This is a genomic window from Janthinobacterium sp. GW822-FHT07A03, assembly GCF_058798815.1.
Window position 1 is genome coordinate 1 of record NZ_JBXAKW010000023.1, and the last position, 18263, is coordinate 18263.

An 18263-nucleotide genomic window follows, 5' to 3' on the forward strand; every position below is an offset into this window, starting at 1 on the left:
TAGTCATATGCACAGTCCTATTCCTATCCGTAAGAATAACGCATAGGCTGTGTCTGGTGAATCAAGGGGCTATTTCAGCAGGACACCCAAAACCATAACACGACCCATCGGTTTTTCATCTTTCAGAACTATGGATCAGAAGAGTCTAAGCAACTGGTGGCGATTCAACTGGTTGCGACACAGAGAGTGTTTGTACTACATAGTCAAACTCACCCTCAAAGGAGCACGTGAGAAAAATATCGCGCTCGAAAGTGTTTTATTGTCGTTCTGCATCGTAGATCGACCTTTTTCAGAGGCACAGCCAAGGCCAGGCAATTTTGATATTAGGAATTCCATTTTTCGATGGAATTGAACAGTCCTTCAATATGGCGTAGGAGCTGCTCCGGCATGTTTGAGCAACCCTCGAAGTCCGGGTACATTTCAGTGTAATCCATGGAAATTGCCATTTTGGTACTGCTTAGCGGTACTAATTGACCACTCTCTTTTTCAGTGAAGTATTTTTTTATAAAATTCGAAGGCAAATAGGACTCAATTGTGTACTTATCCGTTATCCATATTTTATAAATTTCTTGCTTTCCACTTGACATCTCTTTTATTATTCTCGCCTTAGCCGAATTACGCTTAATGCAGTGAAGTTTTCCATGAAGAGTTTCCTCAAAATCATTATCTCTATCCATTATCAACATCATATTTCGGTTTATGCTCAGCATAGAGACAAATGACTTTTGCTCACTCAAGCTCATATGGGAAAGCACTGCGCCACCATAAAAATTGAACGAGTAATCTACATTTTCCTTGTATTCAAACTTGCCATACTTTCTACAGTAGAGGTTAAGCCAGTGCTTAATATATATACGATCAGATGGCCCCTCAATCCATATCACGCCATTGCTTTGTGAGATATCTGATCCACGAATGCCCAATGCCTCCAAAAGGTGCCACGCTGACGAGTATTCCTCAATTACTTCTGCCGTTGCGGAAAAAATTGCTGGGGGCTTCTCCCATAGATTGGACTGTTGGAAAACGGTCGAATGGGTGGCAATGAATAGTTGAAGGCTCTTCTTGTCGGCAATTTTGTCTATTTGTTTTGCGAGATAACGCTGAAGCCGAGGATGGAGATGCGTTTCAGGCTCTTCCAGCAGACATACCGATCCGTCAGGCACTTTCTCCAGCCAAGAGAGAATTGAGACGAATCGCTGCCATCCAGAAGGCAGGGCCGAGATATGGACGTGGTTCTGCTGTGTAATATCATCTGATAGCCAGATGCCAACACGTTGTTTGTCATGTGCCTGGAAAGGGTTGCATTTCTTGTATGACCAAGCAAATTCCTCCTCAAAAGAATTTTTCGGAACAAATTCTGGTGAAATGACGCCAGGGAGATGTGATGCTGCTTTGTTGAGGATATTGACTAGGTCTGTTACGTTTGCCTCTTGGTTATTAGGCCAATAAGCCACGTGGCACTTCAAACTTGCCAGATACTCATTAAGCTGGGCGTGTGACTCAAGATCCAAATTCGACTTACTGATGTTTTTCCTAAAGGAAAATAGAATCTTGCCCTCTTTTTTTGCAAGTAATTCCAAGGATTGTGCGTTGTGAATCCCTTCGCCAACATTGGGCGCATCTGGAAATTTTCTAATAGAGTGAGGGTGTGAAATTCCACGCACTTTCGTTTCATCTCCCACGTTTATTTCAAAGGCGGTTAGGTAATTGTTTTTCTTGTTCTCTCGTGGAAGAGAAATGATCCGATTAGGGTCTCTCAAGAAATCTATTAGCTCAAGAATGGTTGATTTTCCGCCACCATTGACCCCTATGAATATATTAATTTCCCTGAAGTTATACCACTTCCTCTTTTCAATCCACTCCTGAAACATTTCATTGGAAGAAGAGGTTGAAAATATATTGAGTCTACGAACGCCGCAGAATGAGAGTCGAGTAATGTGTTCATTTTTCATGAAAAAACTTTCTGGTAAAAAATTGGAAGGTCCAATTTTTAAAATCTGCACACAGCGGAAATTGAGTTTTTGAGCGCTTAGTTTCTTGTGTTCATACTCCTCGTCACAGCATGACCACGCTCCGCGCGAGAGCAGAGCTTGGTGAGTTGATCTTCGGCTTACCACCACCATGGGGTCCTATCGCGTTGTTGATCAAAGGGCGAAGTTATCCCGGCATGGCACTTAAGCCCTCAACATGGACGACCTGTCCTGCCAGCGCATAAAATTGGTCGGCGAACGACATCATCACTGTGCGAGCCATTGCGAACTAGCTTTCGCGGATTATGCGCATGAGTTCGACGCAAGTAACTATGCCCTTACAGCGTTAAGGTGCAGGCGATCTGCTGTTGCCTCGGTCAGCTATGCCATCCTTCGCCGGCAGCTATGGCTAGGGAAGGCCTGCTTTTGCTAGCGCGCGGTAGGCGTCTATGCAGGGCAGAGGAGATTGACCCAGACCCGATCTCGTCGGTATTTCAGGCAGCTACGAGATCGCACGCCATGCGTCTGGCAAGACACCCAGGTTCCCGACACGATCCATCGGTTTTCATCTTTCAAGAACCATGGATCATGAGAGTAAGCGACCGGCAGCGCCTCAGAGCGCTAATCGGCTCCGTCCGCTTGCGCCTGCGGATTCAATCGGTGGTCGCAACACTCTAACCTAAACATCTAGGTTATAGGAGTGTTGAAGATGAAACAGAAACCACGCATTTATTACACCGAGATGCAGAAGGCCTTGATGTGGGAACGCTGGAAGCAAGGCGACTCCCTGCAGATGATAGCCCAACTATTTGATCGGAATCACTCATCGATACAGCGGATTCTGGCTGAATCTGGTGGCATACGACCAGCACAGCGATGCCGTTCCAGACTGGCGCTGACCCTGGCCGAGCGCGAGGAGGTATCGCGTGCCATCGTTACCGGCGTATCCATTCGCGCACTTGCCAGACGCCTCGGACGCGCACCATCGACCATCAGCAGGGAACTCAGGCGCAATGGTGGCCGCGAAGCATATCGCGCAACTCAGGCCGATCAGTATGCGTGGGATCAGGCGCGCCGCCCCAAACCTTGTAAGCTGATGGAGAGCCGCATGCTGGCCAACATGGTTGCCAGCAAGCTCCAATTGCAGTGGTCGCCGGAACAGATTGCTGGCTGGCTCAAGCATCTGTTCACGAGCCACGAGGAGTATCACGTGTCGCACGAAACCATTTACCGCAGCCTCTATATCCAGGCCCGAGGCGCCTTAAAGAAGGAGCTGCTGGAGCACTTGCGCCGTACGCGCGCCATGCGCCGCTCTCGTCATCACACCCAAAAGACGGACAACCACGGCAGAATTGTCGATGCCGTGTCGATCAGCGAGCGTCCAGCGACGGCGGCGGATCGAGCGGTGCCCGGGCATTGGGAGGGGGACCTGCTATGCGGCAGCCACAACAGCCAGATCGTGACCTTGGTCGAGCGCCAGACGCGCTATGTCATGCTGATAAAAGTCGCCGCCAAAAATACCGAAACGGTGGTCAACGCATTGATCGACAATGCCCGCAGGCTGCCCCAGGAACTGTATAAGTCACTGACGTGGGATCGTGGCAGCGAACTGGCCGGGCATAAACGCTTTACGTTGGCCACCGACATCCAGGTCTATTTCTGCGATCCACAGAATCCATGGCAGCGCGGTTCAAATGAAAATACCAACGGCCTGTTGCGCCAGTATTTCCCCAAGGGGCTGGATATTTCCACCTATTCGCAAGAGCAACTCGATGCGGTAACCAGACGACTCAACGAGCGCCCCAGGAAGACGCTACACTACCAAACACCGGCTCAACGATTTGAACAATGTGTTGCGTTGACCGATTGAATCCGCACCCCATACCGGTCATTGAAGTATTGCTCCTGACTCTGGAACTAGGCTAAATGGGCGCCAGCCGCCTGGTGGGTCCCATTCACCATCACCACGAATCCGACCCGCGCTCGCATCGTGAAGGACTACACCGTCGATCCCAAGCGGCGACTGCTCCCAGATCAGACCTCCTGTATGGTTAAAAGCAAGAACTTCAGATGCCGAAGTTACAAGCACTGCGATGCGGGTATCTAGGTTCTCAAGGTCGCGCGAATCGTACAGATGGCCAAAGTAACCGCCCAGCTGATGGCGACGAACTTCGCCAAGGCAAAGATCAACGACGAACACGAACTGCCCAAAGCCGATGTAAACGATGCCCTCAGTGAAACGTGTGCTCTGAAAGCACGAGTACCCTGCGCTGGCAAGAATGTTTACGCGAGTCACCGGCGCACTATGGTGAGCGATCAAGACACTGGCAACGATGTTGGATTCTGAGGTTGGGCCGCGAGCAACAAGGACGCGACCATGTTCACTTTGCTCGCCAAGACTAAGAAATTTAACTTCCATCTGCATTTGTTTCCAAGGGATACGTCGAGTGAACGCTTCTGGCCACTAGCTGAAGTCCAGAGGATGGAAGTCCGACATTGCTTTACGCAGCAAGGCGTTCTGCGCCGAATACGCTCAGTCTTCGGTAGAATTCCAGTCTAAGATTTCCACGAAATCCTCATCACCGGAATTTCGTTCGAATGCCGAACCGATCGGAGCGTCTAGCAAAGGAATAATGGAACGATCATAATTGACGATCGTATTCATATTGTAATACGCGAGATTTTCGATGTCGTTTGCGTACTCATCAGTTTCTTGCCCTGACATGAAGCACCATCCACTATCGTGGTCGTGTCTAGGACTTTCTCGATACATGAAACATACCGGAAGACCATCGACAGTGATCATGTCGCTTGCTAGGCCTGCACCATAGCCAGAGACGAGCGGTTGAATCTGATCTTTCGGCAAGAAGTAAATTTTCGTCATTCCTAACGTCTAATATCCAAGTTCAACTGCGGCCAAACGGCCGTTGGCGGTAACATTCTGATTCGCAATGACCTCTAGTGGCTGCGGACTCAATCGTTCAACGCAACACTTTAACTTAAATGCATCGTTGCAGATCAGAAATTATGCGAAAGAAGAACCGAATCAATTACGCTGCGCCCCGCGAAACCCGAGATTAAAGTCGCAATGCGTTTTGCCATAGGAACGTTAATGCATGAGTCCACCGAAGCTCAAGCAGCTTTTGCTACTGCGCGGCAAGAGTCTCTGCAAGGCAGGGGAGATAGACAGGCCAGACCCGATTTCGTCGTTGGATCAGGCCGCTACGAGATCGCACCAGGTGCCGCGCAGGACTCCCAGGCCCCTAACATGATCCATCGGTTTTCATCGTTCAAGAGCTATGGATCAGTAAAGTATACGATGGTCGTAGCGATTCAGCTGCCAAGACCTGCCACACAAAATTTGTTTCTAGGCGCGTCTGCCACAGATCGAGATCATCGGTGTACCGCAGGTAGTAGCTTAGCTCTTGCCCATGGACATAATCACGTTCAATGCGTAGACTTCAATAGTGTCATTAATGCAATTCTAAAATCTGATCAAGAAGAGTATTCTCTCTCGAATAAGAGCGTACTCGAGTTTGACGATTTTCACGATAAATAAGCACTGTGTGCGCATGCAGCTCATTGCAAAAGCTAGCACTGCTGCTTCTGAAGTATCAGTCCAATGTGCGTATCAGCTTTCCAACATTCAACAGGCTCGTCCAGCCTGCATAAGCACCAGGTGGGCTCTATGACTGAACTCCGAAGCATCGAATCTGATGAATTGCCTGCTCGCATGAGAGCTGCAATTTCGCTGGCGTGGTCCCTATTCTCAAGAAAAGTTGGCAGTGGCCTAATCGATATCCATAAAGAAGCCTCGATGCAGCTGCAGTTCAGCTACATACTACAACAGCTGCTTCCGCTGATTACATTTCATAAGTCGGAGACACTCCGCCTGGAGTTGGAAACCGGAGTAAGGATTGGAAGCTCCACATGCGAGATAGACGTGTTGTTTACGGGCGCTTCGGAGTCATACATCCACCGGATTGCTGTCGAATTGAAGTGCTACAGGACTCTTGCATCCTCAGGCGGAAAGCGCGGAGCAACAGACATTTTCATGAAAGACATCTATGAAGATCTCGCTGTCTTGGAGAGTTATGTTGAGTATGGGCATGCCAATGAGGGAGTAGCGCTGGTTATGAACGACATGAAACACCTGGGGCATCCACGGAACAAGATAGCGAAGTGCTGGCACTACGACATATCCCACGGAGCCGCGTTTGGTCCGATCGTCCTCAAAACCCCTATCGGCGGAAAGCAAGTCAATATCTCGCTTCGAAAAAGGTACCGCCTTGAGTGGCTGCAGTACGGACAGTTCTGGTTTCTTGAGGCAGAGGGCGAGATGCAACAGGTGCTTGCAGCGGACAGTCAGAAAGCTGCAATTTCTGCTGACAGTGCCGGCTACCTTGAAAGTTAAGAGCCGTCCGCCAGGAAGGATGACCGTGATGCGGCCCATGTTATCGTAAAGTCATCCAAAATCGGCCAGAAACCTGCTTACAAACACTCCTTAGGTTCTGTCGCATGTAGTGATCAACCCATCACGGACACTACGTTAAGTTTTTCTTCGGCGACGGCCGGTGCCAGTCCCTGGTTGAGCTGATGTGGCCGTATCCAGTTATACCGGTGCATCAGGTAATGGCTGATGTCCCGTTGTGCTTCCTGTGCCGTCATGTAACCAGTTGACGGCAGCCATTCCGTTTTGAAGCTGCGGAACAGCCGTTCCATCGGGGAGTTATCCCAGCAATTCCCCACGGGCTCATGCTCTATCGTATCCGATAGCGCCACAAGCGCTGACGGAATTTTCGCCCAGTTCACCAGCAAGGACTGGCGCGATTTCTTGTCTGCGCATCGGCTGGAAGCAAGCATGAGCCGACGTGGAAACTGTCACGGCAATGCTGTCGCTGAAAGCTTCTTCCAACAGCTGAAGCGTGAGTGCATCAAACGCAAAAACTATGCAACCCGAGATGACGCCCGGCAGGACATCTTCAATTACATTGAGATGCCCTACAATCCCAAGCGTCGTCACGGATTTAATGACAGGCTTTCGCCATTGGAGTTTGAGCGAAGGTACTTTGAACGACTCGCGAGTGCCTACTTGGCGCAATGCCAGAGCAAGATCTCGTCAACGCGATTGACCGGGTGATTGGAGTTGGGCTGCCGCATAATGCAATGACTAGAACAGTCCACCGATAGCACCAAATGACACTCAGTCACCTAGGTCGACAGTGGCGACGAGATCCATACCGCTTGCATGGCGACGCACCAAATCAAAGTCGATGTCCCGCGAAACCGAAGCCGCAGCGTCACAAGATATTCAGCCATGGGGAATTCATGCAGGAATCCACCGAAACTCAAGCGGTACCCCCCCATTTTTAGAGCGTTCTAAAAGTAGAGGTTAAGCGGCCAAGGCAAGCTTCTGTTTTGGTGTGATGCCGCCAAGCGCCATGTTGGGCCGGTCGTGATTGTAAGTCCACCGCCAGCGAACAAAATCCCCGATATCATCAAGCGCTTCAAGCAGATGATGGGCCAGGCTGTCATAGCCAACTGTGCCGCTATAGCGCGCAAAAGCAGGCGCTCTCCTTCGCCGGCAGTTATGGAGGGGAGGCAAGCTTTTGCTAGCGCGCGGTAGGGGTCTATGCAGGGCAGGGGAGATAGACCCAGACCCGAACCGCCGTTGGATCAGGCAACTACGAGATCGCACGCCAAGAGCCTGGCAGGACACCCAGGCTCCAAACACGATCCATCGGTTTTTTGTCTTTCAAGAACTATGGGTCAGGAGAGTCTAAGCTACTGGTGGCGATTCACAACGTTATGCCATCCTCTTCCGGTTTGCTTCGATCGCGTTTTTGATGGAGGTCCGGGTGGCTGACTTAATGCCGCTCCCTTTTGCATCAGTGGCGAACTGGCCCGCCACGGTCGTGATGCGCTCAATCGTTTGGCGAGCCCATGTCTCCGGCAGGTCGACCGCAGCCGCCAGCTTGAGCAGGTGTTGCAGCCCCGGGTGACGACCTTCACCGCTGACCGTCATCTGGTGCTCACCGCCAACGCCGACGTTGTACGTCAGGTCGTAACACGGCGCCAGCTCCCACTGCATCGATTCGTTCATCACGTAGGCGAAATTCTTGGTGTGGTCGTCACGGTTGTGGAAGACGACATTGAATACACATCGCTCGAAAGCCTTCTTTACCTGCCGCTCGTCCTTGGTCAGGGTCCTGGTCGCTTTTAAGAACACCGTATAGTCCCGTGTCGGCAAACGGAAATTGTCGTCGAGCAAACCAGCCAGGCTCAGGGTCGGCACCCGCATGCCGCCTTGACGATCAAAGCGCTCGATTCCGAAGCCGGCCAACTTCGGGGACAAGTCGAAGTATTTCGTGGCGGGCATGTCCAGGTCGCATTTCTCCGCCATGGTAGCGTACAGCTTCTCGATAGCACATACTTCCTTGGCTTCACCCTGAGCCTGGAATTTCACCAGCCATGCCGCGCCAGGCGCAGCGCGGTCGGTACTGACCTGTCCCGTAGCGCCGTTGTACTGAACCAGAACCTTTGGTCGCGCGCCGTGGGGCGAGCCGCCAGTCAGTGCCAGCTGTTCGAGGGTCGCGGTATCTTTGCCTGCCAGCACCGCCTGCGCGCCTTCGGCCAGTACGCGCAATTCCTGATATTCCGGATCATGGCTCAACGCATCGGGCGGCGTAAACACCATCGCACCCATCGCGCGATCATTGATGAACGCCAGTCGATCCAATGGTGAAATGCCAGTCGGGTCGCGCCCATCCTTTTGGAAGCAGCGGTCCATCAGAAGCCGGCCCCAGCCGTCAGGCAACGAATCGGCAATCAACCCCGGCAGGTTCTCTTGGCTGTTCGGAAAATCCGAATAGGCCACTTTGCGCAGTTTCAAGTAAATTGGAGAGAGTTCAATACCCCGCTGCAGTGCTTCATCAGAGTATTCGAACAGGAGAGCACGCCCTTCGTGTGCAAGCGTGCCGAGATGCCATTGTTGACCCCATCCACAAAAATTGACGTTGAGCTTTTTCATGACGCCCTTTTATTTTTCCGGGGAACACGTTGGCGAACTGGCCTGCTGGCCTCTTCCAGTTCTTTGATTGACGTCGGCTTTTGCAAAAAGAGCGATTCAAGTTCTTTTGTCAGGCCCAAGGCAACGACAAGGCGCAACGACGTTTCGAGTGTGGCCTTCCCTGTCTTTTCAAAACCAGACACCGTGCCCAATGCGACGCCCGCGCGCTGTGCGAGTTCAGGCTGAGAGAGTTCCAGGCGCATGCGTTGTGCTTTGAGACGCCGCGCTATCTCCATGCACAGTTCGGTGGGTGTAGCGAATGTAAAATCCAACATGTTGAAGTTATCGCGCTATATGGAAAGTAATTTCACTATTTTAGCATTTAAAGAACTTAGAACGAAGTACATATCCCACTAAATTCATATAAATGAAGTTATTCTCTTATTTGAGGATTTAACTTCAAGTTATTGATCTAAGTAGCTGGTAGTAAGTCAGGGAAGCACATCACGCCGGGGTCGTTTCTGATCGTCACGGAGATCACCCTCAGCTGGCATCCAAACGGCGAGTTGACGTGGCGGGCAGGCTCAATAGACCGGCTGGCGTCAGTGCCTTCGTGTGGTAATCCCCCCCCCCATTTTTAGAGCGCTCTAAAAGTAGAGGTTATGCGGCAATGGCAAGCTTCTATTTTGGCGTGATACCGTCAGGCACCATGTCGCGTCAGCCGTGGTGGCAAGTCCACCGCCAGGGTGCAAAATTCTCGATCTTATCGCGCGCTTCAAGCAGATAACAGACCAGGCTGTCAAAGCCAACTGTGCCCCTATAGCGCGTGGAAGCAGGCGCTTTATTGTTGCCTCGGTCAGCTATGCCACCTCAGCGGTCGCCGCGCCAGTGATGAATCGATTCGCCACGGCTACCACTGACTTGGCAACCTCAGGCAATTGTAAAGTCACTCTTCCAATCGCCTCAATCATGAAACGCTGAGCTAAAAATTGTTCTGCAGGGTCATCCAAGTCCACCGCACATGCAATAGCATAAAAAGTCCTTTATTCAACATTTGCATTAACTTCCGGGGATTGTTCCATGTCTATATCGGGGGCCGCTTCTGACCGGTTGGGCCTGCATTTTGAATCAAAGTTGGTCGAGACATTCAAAAAATATACCTTTGAGCAAGGGGGGAATAAAGTTGGTCGAGCCTGCATGCCGGCGCATGCGGCAACGCGGAACGTATACCAGGACACCGCCAAGAACACCATTGAGACTGCGCCATGCAGCGGCGGATCGCGGCCGGCACGTTCTGGCGCGTCTTGCGGCACAGGCAGGGCAGGGCAGCAGCTAGGATTACGAGCCGCGCACCGTGCGCACGCTGACCGCGCTGGGGGTGAACTCCCACGTCACGCCTAGGTTGTCTTTCCGGCGCTGCTCGATGCGGTCCAGTTCCGCGTAGGTGGCGATGGATTCGATCTTGTCGAGCAGGCGCTTTTCCTGCTCGCGGATCACTTGCAGCACGCGGATGTCGGTGCCGTCCGGCGCCTATTCCCTCGTTTGCAACAACTCGGCCTGGCCGCACTCGCAGGTGCCGGGCGGGCATTCGGTACGGATGGGGACGAGTAACGCAGCTGGCATGTCGTGGACTCGCTGGGGAGGAAATCGATGTCCCACATTCTCCCCCTCGTTGCACGGCCGGTTAAGTCGCTTGCGCGTCCGGTTATAAGGCGGATGGGAGGGGCGAAAAGATTGGTATTTCGCTATAGGATGCGACGCTGTATCACCGTTCGACAACAACCATCCAAAATCAGGAGATTCCGATGTCTACCACCCTCGCAACACAAGAGCAATTCTTCAGCAACCCTTTGTCGGCACTGGACTTTGTCGATCGTATAATAGGAACCGGCGTCAGCAACGCGCAGCTGTCCAAACTTGGGGCTCTGCCCGAGCAGGCGTGGTCGTCCCTGATGCGGGTGGCGGTGCACAAGCACGGCGTAGCGACGCCCCCGGGCATCGAGATTCCGCTACCAGATCAGAAGGATGACGCTTACACCAACGAAATTCTTGAAGATGTGGGCATCGCCTTGAGCACCTACTTGGGCATCGCCTCGGTGATTGCAGGCGTGCTGGCCGCGATCTTCTCCGCAACGGTCGCGCCGGCCTTGTTCTTCGCCGTTTGCTCGGCGATCTTTGGCATTCTCGCGCTGGGGCTTGCCGCGCTGATCGCCTTCCTGAAGTGGGTCATCCAGCCGGAGTTGCATTCCTCCATCGAGTTCGGAGGTAAGGGCGGCACGCTGTTCCGCGACGTGCTGGACCACCACCAGACCACGGATTGGCTATTCCGTGATTTCCCGCAGAGCGTGGCCAGTCAGTGGGAAGTGGATCGCGTGGATATCTGGACCGGCAACGTGGTCGATGCGATCCAGATGCATTGGCGCGGCAAACCGGGCTCTCCGTATGCGAACAAGCGCGTCAGCGGACGCAAGTTCGGCGGCGGTGGCGGCCAACTGCATCAGTTCACGTTGCATCCGGGCGAATACATCGCCAGCGTCAAGGTCAAGGCTGGCGTGGTGGTGGACAGTGTGCAGTTCAAGACCAATATCCGTGTATCGGACCGCTTTGGTGGCGGTGGCGGCGACCGTGAGACCACGCTCGGTGGCGGCGATGACGCTCAGGGAGCGGTGATCGGCCTGCTGGGCCGCGCTGGTGGCGTGATCGACGCGCTGGGCGTGCAGCATGCGCTGCAAACCAATCACACCGTGGTCTATGGCGGCAGCGGCGGCATTCCATTCCTGATCAACCTGTCCGACATGCAGCGCCTGGTGCGGCTCGACGTCTGGCAGGGCGCTTACATCGACGCCATCCAGCTTCACTGGCTGAACCAGGACGGCGCCCTGGTCAGCGGTCCGATGTACGGCGGCTACACGATCGGTGGCGTCGGCGGCGAGAAAAAGTCGATCGAGTTCGCCGACGACGAGACGATCCAATCGCTGGTGCTACGCTCGGAACTGTACGTCGACCATATCCGCGTGGTGACCAACAAGCAGACGGTCGATTTTGGCGGTAATGGTGGCACCGAACGTCCAGCCATCAAACTGGGCGGCCGTAAGCTGCTGGGCTTCGCGGGACGCTACACGAAGTTCGTGGACCAGTTCGGCGTGATCTTCGTCGACTGACTGTGCCGCGCGTCACGCCAGCCGCTGGATCCATTCATCCCACCGGTCTGGTGACCAGGCCGGCGACGCTGTACCGCCGCGATTCGCCAGCGCGAAGGAGCGCGCGCCGCGGGCGCTGATTCCGTAGGCGCGGGTGAAGGCGCGGCTGAAGCTCTCCGGATAGGTAAAGCCGACCGTGCGCGCCACAGCGGCGATGCTGAGCTGCGCGTCGGGGGGCAGGGGCGCATCGGACGCGATTCCCGTGCGCCACGGGCCGGGGGAGCACAATAGCTGGCGTGCCTTCTGCAATCGGCGGCGCTGAATGTAGCTTGCGGCGCCGCCGTCGGACTCGAACAGATACTGCAGCGTGCGCAGCGACAGTCCGACATGCGCCGCCAGCCGGGCCGGCGACAGCTGGCTGTCGTGTAGGTTCTGATCGATGTAGCGCAGCAGAACCAGCTTGATCCCGGCCGCCGACGCCGGACACTGTGCCTCGGTCGGTGCGCCATTGAGCGTCGCCGCCGCCAGAGCCAGGATGGTGGGGGTGATCGCCACCGCATGCGAAGCGCGCATCTGGCCCGAGGTTTGCAGGATCGTCTTAAGATGCTCGCGCAACAGCGTCACCAGCGGCAGGCGACCATCGAGCACCCGCTGGTGTTGGCCGTCCGGCTCGTGCAGCATGGACGCCAGCAGGGCCCGCGGCGCCACCAGCGTGAGATTGGTGGCCGTGTTGATCTCGGTGGACAGCGGCTGGCCCAGGTCCGTCACCCACAGGTCGCCGGGGTTGGTGCCGGGCGGATGGCGGCCGGTCAGGCTGCGGCAACTACCGTGGGTGTAAAACTGCAGCAGATAGTGGTCCAGGCCATCGCGCCAGACCCGGCTGGCGGGCCGCTGGAAGCGCTGCGGCGTCATGCTGGCCATGCCCACCGCCAGCGCGCCCATATGACAGGCCTCCACGCGATAGCGAGGATCCTCGCGCCCGTTGGACAATGGCTGCGAATCGAACATCACGCCGATCTGCTCACGCCAGATGGCGGTGGCACGGGCGGGCGGCAAGCCCTCGGTATCCATCACTATGCGCGGGATGGGCGCGTCGGTTGATGCTCTCATCGGGAGGCACGAAATGAATTCCGATGAGATATTTTACATTATTATCAATCAAAAATGGTTGCGAATGATAGGGTGGCGCAGGGCGTGCAGATCCGGACACAATTCCTCTTTGGCGCGCTGGCGCAAGGCGTCCAACATGGTGCCGTCAAGGTAGGATTCGGTTTCGTTAGTTCGGTTTGTAGTGGTCAACCCATCCCGGATACTATATTGAGTTTTTCTTCGGCGACGGCCGGAGCCAGTCCCTGGTTGAACTGATGTGGCCGTACCCAGCTATACCGATGCATCAGCTAGTGGCTGATGTCCCGTTGTGCTTCTTGTGCCGTCACGTAACCGGTTGACGGCACCCATTCCGTTTTGACGCTACGGAATAGCCGTTCCATCGGGGAGTTATCCCAACAATTTCCCCGCCGGTTCATGCTCTGTCGTATCCGATAGCGCCACAAGCGCTGACGGAATTTTCGACTGGCGTACTGGCTACCTTGATCCGAATGAAACAGCAGCGCCATCGGTCGACCTCGCTGCTCGTAAGCCATTTCCAGCGCTTGCACAACAAGGTCGGCGTCGGGTCGTAGCGAGAATGCCCAGCCCACCGCTCGGCGAGCGAACAAATCCAACACCACTGCCAAGTAATACCATCGGCCTTGCGCCCAGACATAGGTGATGTCCCCGCACCAGACCTGATTTGGCGCCTCGACTGTGAATTCACGATTGAGGTGGTTCGGAATATCGACCCGCTCCACCGTGGCCTGCTGATAGGCATGGCTGCCAGGCTGCTTGCAGACCAGCCCCAACTCTTCCATCAAACGACTGACTTTGAAGCGGCCAATTGCTGTGCCTTCCTCGCGCATCATGCCCATGATGCTGCGGCTTCCCGCCGAACTACGACTCTCGACGAACAGCTCGTGCACACGGCTACGCAATGCCATGCGCTCAACATCAATGTGGCGGGCGCGCTCCCGATATGCATACAGGCATGACCGCGCTACGTCGAACACCGCGCAGATCAACTCGATTGATTCGTCACCACAAATCTGATCGATTACCTCGTACGTTCTATCCCTTCCGACATCAAGAGCGCGGTAGCTTTTTTTAAAATGGACTTCTCCCGCTCGAGACGCTCAATGCGTGCTTCGAGTTCCTGTATTCGCTGCTGATCAGGCGTCATTGCCTTACTCTGTGGCGTGATGCCTTGCCGCTCCAATTGAAGCTGCTGCACCCAGCGGCGTAGCACTGATTCGCCGATGCCCACCGACCGGCTTGCCTCCGTATGGCTATATCCTTGATCCAGTACCAAGCATACCGCCTGCTGTTTGAACTCAGGGGGAAAACGTACGTCTTTGCTTGCTCATCAAACACCTCTCCATGGCGAGCATTCTCGCCTAAATCAGTGTCCGGGTACATTAAACCACTACAGGGTAATACATCTGCACTGTGGGCTGCTCACGTCCGCAACCTTGCCGCGATGCTTTGCGGGCAAGTAACTTCGCCTCCTAGAGATTTCGTGGCCCGACCGCACTGGCGTACGTGCCAATCAAGCGTGTTACAAGGCACGGGCGTCCTTGCAGCCGGTAGTTTGTTGTCCTGGCCCGCTGTTACCAAGTTCGATGTTGGGCCGGCCGTGATTTCAAGTCCACCATCAGCGAACAAAAACGTGGATCTCACCGAGCGTTGCTTCAAGCAGATGACGCACCGGGCTACCTTAGATTGTGTCGAATCAGATGGCAGCAATTCAGATCTGACCAAACAAACGAGAGGACGACCATCCGCTGGGCAGGGCGGCGGGAAATCAGCCGATTCCCCAAAGCCGTATACCTTTATTGATTCGCAGCAGCCAGTAGCCAGAATTGAAAAAAAGCCGCCCCACCTGCTGCATGGAGAAAAATACCGCATCATGGGATGTGCAGATTTGCGTACCTTCGTCCCCGTGCTAAAAACGTGATGCCGGAAAAGCACAAACCGGCACAAACGTTCATTAGCGATAGATCATTTCCGGGCTCACTGCACGTGGCCGACCGAAGTACTCGCCAAAATACGTCTTCTTGTGCATCAACCACTCTGGAGTGCCGATCGATTCGCGAATCATATCGGTCCATGCCCCCATACCGAAAAGAGGTAACCCGACCTTCCCGCACATAGCCATAGTGCGAGCGAATAAATAATCAGCTGGCCAGGAGTTTTCCTTGGCAAGATACGCAATCCAGTTAAATCCAATTTTTGCATGTAATGCTTCATCGTTGTTTATCAACAGAAAACTCATTGCTTCTTCATCGCGGCCAGCTTCTGCAAGATCGCGCGCTAGCGCAATATTGTTCTCAACTGCATTCGACTCCTGAAGAAGCTGCTGCACGATCAATCCATCTAAGAGACTAGGGGCAGCATTGAACCGGTCAATAACCGTATTTGTGTAAGGGAAGGTCGTCAATTCCCCACCAAGTTTAGTGTAGATCTCAAAAATATAGGCTGCATGCCGTGCCTCGTCCCATATCTGCCTCGCCATATCAAACACAAACTCATCCGGCATTTCCCGGTATTTGAGCGCCATGTACGAGCAAACTTCCATCGCAGAAATTTCGACATCTACCAAGACGTAGAACAAAAATCCAAGGTAGTTCGATTCGCCAGCAATAATGCTGCCCTTTTCAGGAAAACGAAACGGCTTAGTCGTCGAATGCCAGAGCGACGGCTCGCGCGCGGGTAAGACGGGTAACGCGTCTTCGCTCGTATGATCAAAGCCATGACCAGCCGGCGGGAAATGTTCCGCAACTTGCAATAGCACGGAGATGTCCGCTCCAAATAGTACATATCCCTTCAACTCGTTGGCGAGCTTTGCAGCTTGCTCCGCGATATTGCTTGCAGCACTGCCTTTTGCTTCGCATGCAGGCGTGATCGAATGCTGCAACACCGAATGATCAGCGATATCGCTGAGGCGCCCACTTACACGCGATACTGTTTCCAACAAGGAGCCAAGCGCTAGACCAAGCTCGATTTTCTTTGCAATCATGGGCTCTACGACAATTTGTCGGCACGTCCGAAGTACACATTCAACGGCAGCTGAATTTGCATTCCGGTAAAATTCTTTGACTTCTAAAAGATCACGCATATGTCCCTTCTAAGACCGTTAATAAAATATTGTAAATGATTCCGGCAAGTCAGTTTTTGATCAGCCATTTCAGCTGCCGATGCCTCCGCATGGAGTCACCTTTGCATTCCTTCACGCCCCTCCATTCATGCAAAATCCATATACCGGCTGTTAAAATAAACTATTGAATTTCTCCATACAAATCAATAAAAACAAGTGTCGTCAATCCTCAAAATATGCGGGACTCCTTTCGCCGTCTCCCAAAAAATCCGCAGACACTTCCCGCACATCCACTTTCGACATCAGCCCCTCAATATTACAATAGCACTCAAATTACCGATAGAATATTTTTTCAAATTATCTTGCATTACACATATTTTTTAATATGCAAAACAGTCCATCAAAAAAATTACATACAACACAAATTCGCTGCTGCTAGTTTAATCTCCACCAAAAATCCCATGCTAATAATTTTACCGAAATTTTCACCTGAACTAAATTCTCACTCAGATCTCAATCTATAACAGGCACCAACCAATAACAATCAGGAAACAGGGCTCCTTGACGAGACCGCCATATCACTGCCCCTCCCACAATCTAATGGCGCTTATCAATCTCATCTTTTACTGTAACCTTTGGCAAAGTCCCTTTATGGCTGTACTCTAACGGCAATCTTCACTGAGACTCGTACATAAATATTGCAATGAGAAGCGGCACAAACGGCGGCATCCAGAAATACATGTATCGCTGGGCATCGAGCTGCCACCGTCATGCACCGTATCGCCATTTACCTCCGCACCGCCGCCCCCCCCGCAACCTCTTCACTAGATAAGCCAAGAGCGCAAGACAATGCGCTACCCAACATGCCCGCAATCGGATCCTCCACCATGGACATATGGGTCCCCCCAACAACGGTAACGCGCAGTTGGCCTTTCAGGAACGCACGCCATCCCAGTGTTGGATCTGGGCGGTCCGCAGCATCGGCACTGAACAGATCGACCTGTATTGCCAGTTTGCGCGGGCAATACAATATCGAAGCATTGCTAAGTGCGGCATAGACCAGCAGATGTCGGCGTTCAATGCCCAACGGCACTGTGCCGGCAGCTTGAGCGAGGACGATCATGCTTTCGATATCATCTTCGCGAGCCAGCCTTTCCAGCTCATCAGCGTCTGTGCTTGGTAGATCTCTCTTCAGCCACGACAAAATTGTCGCCATGTCATTGCTTACATCACTGCTATTGTCTGCAGTACCGTAATGCTGACTCGTATCGATCAGGCCTATAAACTCCACCCTCTGCCCTGCGGCAATGAGTTGAGCTGCCATTTCATACGCGATCGTGCCTCCCAGCGACCACCCCGCCACGCGGTATGGACCGTCGGCTTGCACTTCACGCAAGGCCTGGACATACACCCGTGCCATCTCTTCGATCGTTTTCGCCGGAGTTTCACCGGGCAAGAAACCACTTGCCGCAAAGCCATAGACGGGTATGGCCTCGTCGATCCACGGTACCAGCTTGCGTACATAGCCAACCTCTCCCAATCCAGGATGGATGAGAAATAAGGGACGTGCGTTACCCCCTATCCGGATCGGCACCAAGTTGGGATGCCGGGGGGCCAATTGGGCCTTTTGTAACGCTGCAACAAATTGATGTAACGTCGCAGATACGAAGAGAACACGCAAGGGAGCCGACATGCCAAGTTCCTGATCTATGCGTGCTGCCAGCTGCACCGCCAGCAGCGAATGGCCACCCAGTTCAAAGAAGTGATCCTGACGACCCACCCGCTCGACCTTGAGCAGGTCTTGCCAGATCGCCGCCATGATGGTCTCAGCTGGCCCCTGTGGCGCTTCATAGGTACGTACGAGCAATGCAGATTGTCCGGGGGCGGGCAGGGCGCGGCGATCAAGCTTGCCATTGGCCGTCAACGGGAACGCGTCCAGGCGCACGAAGGCTGCC

Annotated in this window: 13 protein-coding genes and 4 pseudogenes; 5 read left to right on the plus strand and 12 right to left on the minus strand. The window is 53.5% G+C overall.

All coding sequences use genetic code 11. From position 1 onward, the window contains the following. Positions 1-323: 323 nt before the first annotated feature. Positions 324-1952 carry an ATP-dependent nuclease gene (locus AC1RJW_RS29420; RefSeq protein WP_493048070.1) on the minus strand — a complete coding sequence of 543 codons (1629 nt, stop codon included), beginning with the start codon at positions 1950-1952 and terminating at the stop codon, positions 324-326. A 727-nt stretch (positions 1953-2679) separates the two neighbouring features. On the opposite strand from AC1RJW_RS29420, the gene AC1RJW_RS29425 reads away from it, so the two are divergent. After that, on the plus strand, positions 2680-3840 hold the full coding sequence (locus AC1RJW_RS29425) for an IS30 family transposase (RefSeq protein WP_493048071.1): 1161 nt from the start codon (positions 2680-2682) through the stop codon (positions 3838-3840). Between the two features lie 18 nt (positions 3841-3858). Here AC1RJW_RS29425 and AC1RJW_RS29430 read toward each other — a convergent pair whose 3' ends face one another. Further along, entirely contained in the window at positions 3859-4395 is a 537-nt protein-coding gene (locus AC1RJW_RS29430) for a hypothetical protein (protein ID WP_493048072.1), read from the minus strand. A 108-nt stretch (positions 4396-4503) separates the two neighbouring features. Next, positions 4504-4854 carry a DUF2185 domain-containing protein gene (locus tag AC1RJW_RS29435; RefSeq protein WP_219328811.1) on the minus strand — a complete coding sequence of 117 codons (351 nt, stop codon included), beginning with the start codon at positions 4852-4854 and terminating at the stop codon, positions 4504-4506. Between the two features lie 804 nt (positions 4855-5658). Here AC1RJW_RS29435 and AC1RJW_RS29440 point away from each other — a divergent pair. Then, on the plus strand, positions 5659-6384 hold the full coding sequence (locus AC1RJW_RS29440) for a hypothetical protein (RefSeq protein WP_493048073.1): 726 nt from the start codon (positions 5659-5661) through the stop codon (positions 6382-6384). 113 nt (positions 6385-6497) lie between these two features. Here AC1RJW_RS29440 and AC1RJW_RS29445 read toward each other — a convergent pair. After that, positions 6498-6772 (minus strand): annotated as a pseudogene (locus AC1RJW_RS29445) (integrase core domain-containing protein); the annotation flags it as partial. Between AC1RJW_RS29445 and AC1RJW_RS29450 the strand changes: the two are divergent. Next, positions 6772-7110, plus strand: a pseudogene (locus AC1RJW_RS29450) (IS3 family transposase); the annotation flags it as partial. The pseudogenes AC1RJW_RS29445 and AC1RJW_RS29450 overlap by 1 nt on opposite strands. A gap of 252 nt (positions 7111-7362) precedes the next feature. Here AC1RJW_RS29450 and AC1RJW_RS29455 read toward each other — a convergent pair. The 4 genes and pseudogenes from AC1RJW_RS29455 to AC1RJW_RS29470 form a co-directional block, all read right to left on the minus strand. After that, positions 7363-7515 (minus strand): annotated as a pseudogene (locus AC1RJW_RS29455) (integrase core domain-containing protein); the annotation flags it as partial. 261 nt (positions 7516-7776) lie between these two features. Then, entirely contained in the window at positions 7777-9000 is a 1224-nt protein-coding gene (locus AC1RJW_RS29460; RefSeq protein ID WP_493048074.1) for a type II toxin-antitoxin system HipA family toxin, read from the minus strand. Continuing rightward, entirely contained in the window at positions 8997-9314 is a 318-nt protein-coding gene (locus AC1RJW_RS29465) for a helix-turn-helix domain-containing protein (protein ID WP_070257956.1), read from the minus strand. Before AC1RJW_RS29465 ends, AC1RJW_RS29460 begins: the two co-directional genes overlap by 4 nt. A gap of 1003 nt (positions 9315-10317) precedes the next feature. Further along, on the minus strand, positions 10318-10485 hold the full coding sequence (locus tag AC1RJW_RS29470; protein WP_493048075.1) for a hypothetical protein: 168 nt from the start codon (positions 10483-10485) through the stop codon (positions 10318-10320). Between the two features lie 299 nt (positions 10486-10784). On the opposite strand from AC1RJW_RS29470, the gene AC1RJW_RS29475 reads away from it, so the two are divergent. Next, positions 10785-12140, plus strand: coding sequence for a jacalin-like lectin (locus AC1RJW_RS29475; protein ID WP_493048076.1), 1356 nt, complete (start codon positions 10785-10787; stop codon positions 12138-12140). Between the two features lie 12 nt (positions 12141-12152). On the opposite strand, the gene AC1RJW_RS29480 is transcribed toward AC1RJW_RS29475, so the two are convergent. After that, positions 12153-13190, minus strand: coding sequence for an AraC-like ligand-binding domain-containing protein (locus AC1RJW_RS29480; RefSeq protein ID WP_493048077.1), 1038 nt, complete (start codon positions 13188-13190; stop codon positions 12153-12155). A gap of 224 nt (positions 13191-13414) precedes the next feature. Beyond that, positions 13415-14578: pseudogene (locus AC1RJW_RS29485) on the minus strand (IS3 family transposase). A gap of 302 nt (positions 14579-14880) precedes the next feature. Between AC1RJW_RS29485 and AC1RJW_RS29490 the strand changes: the two are divergent. Further along, on the plus strand, positions 14881-15168 hold the full coding sequence (locus AC1RJW_RS29490; RefSeq protein WP_493048078.1) for a hypothetical protein: 288 nt from the start codon (positions 14881-14883) through the stop codon (positions 15166-15168). A gap of 33 nt (positions 15169-15201) precedes the next feature. Here AC1RJW_RS29490 and AC1RJW_RS29495 read toward each other — a convergent pair whose 3' ends face one another. Continuing rightward, positions 15202-16329, minus strand: coding sequence for a ferritin-like domain-containing protein (locus tag AC1RJW_RS29495; RefSeq protein WP_493048079.1), 1128 nt, complete (start codon positions 16327-16329; stop codon positions 15202-15204). Positions 16330-17095: 766 nt separating this feature from the next. Continuing rightward, positions 17096-18263 (minus strand): thioesterase domain-containing protein (locus AC1RJW_RS29500; protein ID WP_493048080.1); only part of this gene is annotated, 1168 nt, incomplete at its 5' end.

What these genes read in the sequence shown, in the direction of transcription:
- AC1RJW_RS29430 (WP_493048072.1), bottom strand. Translation starts at nt 4,395, where the DNA reads ATGCAGATGGAAGTTAAATTTCTTAGTCTTGGCGAGCAAAGTGAACAT.
- AC1RJW_RS29420 (WP_493048070.1), bottom strand. Translation starts at nt 1,952, where the DNA reads ATGAAAAATGAACACATTACTCGACTCTCATTCTGCGGCGTTCGTAGA.
- AC1RJW_RS29440 (WP_493048073.1), top strand. Translation starts at nt 5,659, where the DNA reads ATGACTGAACTCCGAAGCATCGAATCTGATGAATTGCCTGCTCGCATG.
- AC1RJW_RS29480 (WP_493048077.1), bottom strand. Translation starts at nt 13,190, where the DNA reads ATGGATACCGAGGGCTTGCCGCCCGCCCGTGCCACCGCCATCTGGCGT.
- AC1RJW_RS29435 (WP_219328811.1), bottom strand. Translation starts at nt 4,854, where the DNA reads ATGACGAAAATTTACTTCTTGCCGAAAGATCAGATTCAACCGCTCGTC.
- AC1RJW_RS29425 (WP_493048071.1), top strand. Translation starts at nt 2,680, where the DNA reads ATGAAACAGAAACCACGCATTTATTACACCGAGATGCAGAAGGCCTTG.
- AC1RJW_RS29465 (WP_070257956.1), bottom strand. Translation starts at nt 9,314, where the DNA reads ATGTTGGATTTTACATTCGCTACACCCACCGAACTGTGCATGGAGATA.
- AC1RJW_RS29475 (WP_493048076.1), top strand. Translation starts at nt 10,785, where the DNA reads ATGTCTACCACCCTCGCAACACAAGAGCAATTCTTCAGCAACCCTTTG.
- AC1RJW_RS29460 (WP_493048074.1), bottom strand. Translation starts at nt 9,000, where the DNA reads ATGAAAAAGCTCAACGTCAATTTTTGTGGATGGGGTCAACAATGGCAT.
- AC1RJW_RS29495 (WP_493048079.1), bottom strand. Translation starts at nt 16,329, where the DNA reads ATGCGTGATCTTTTAGAAGTCAAAGAATTTTACCGGAATGCAAATTCA.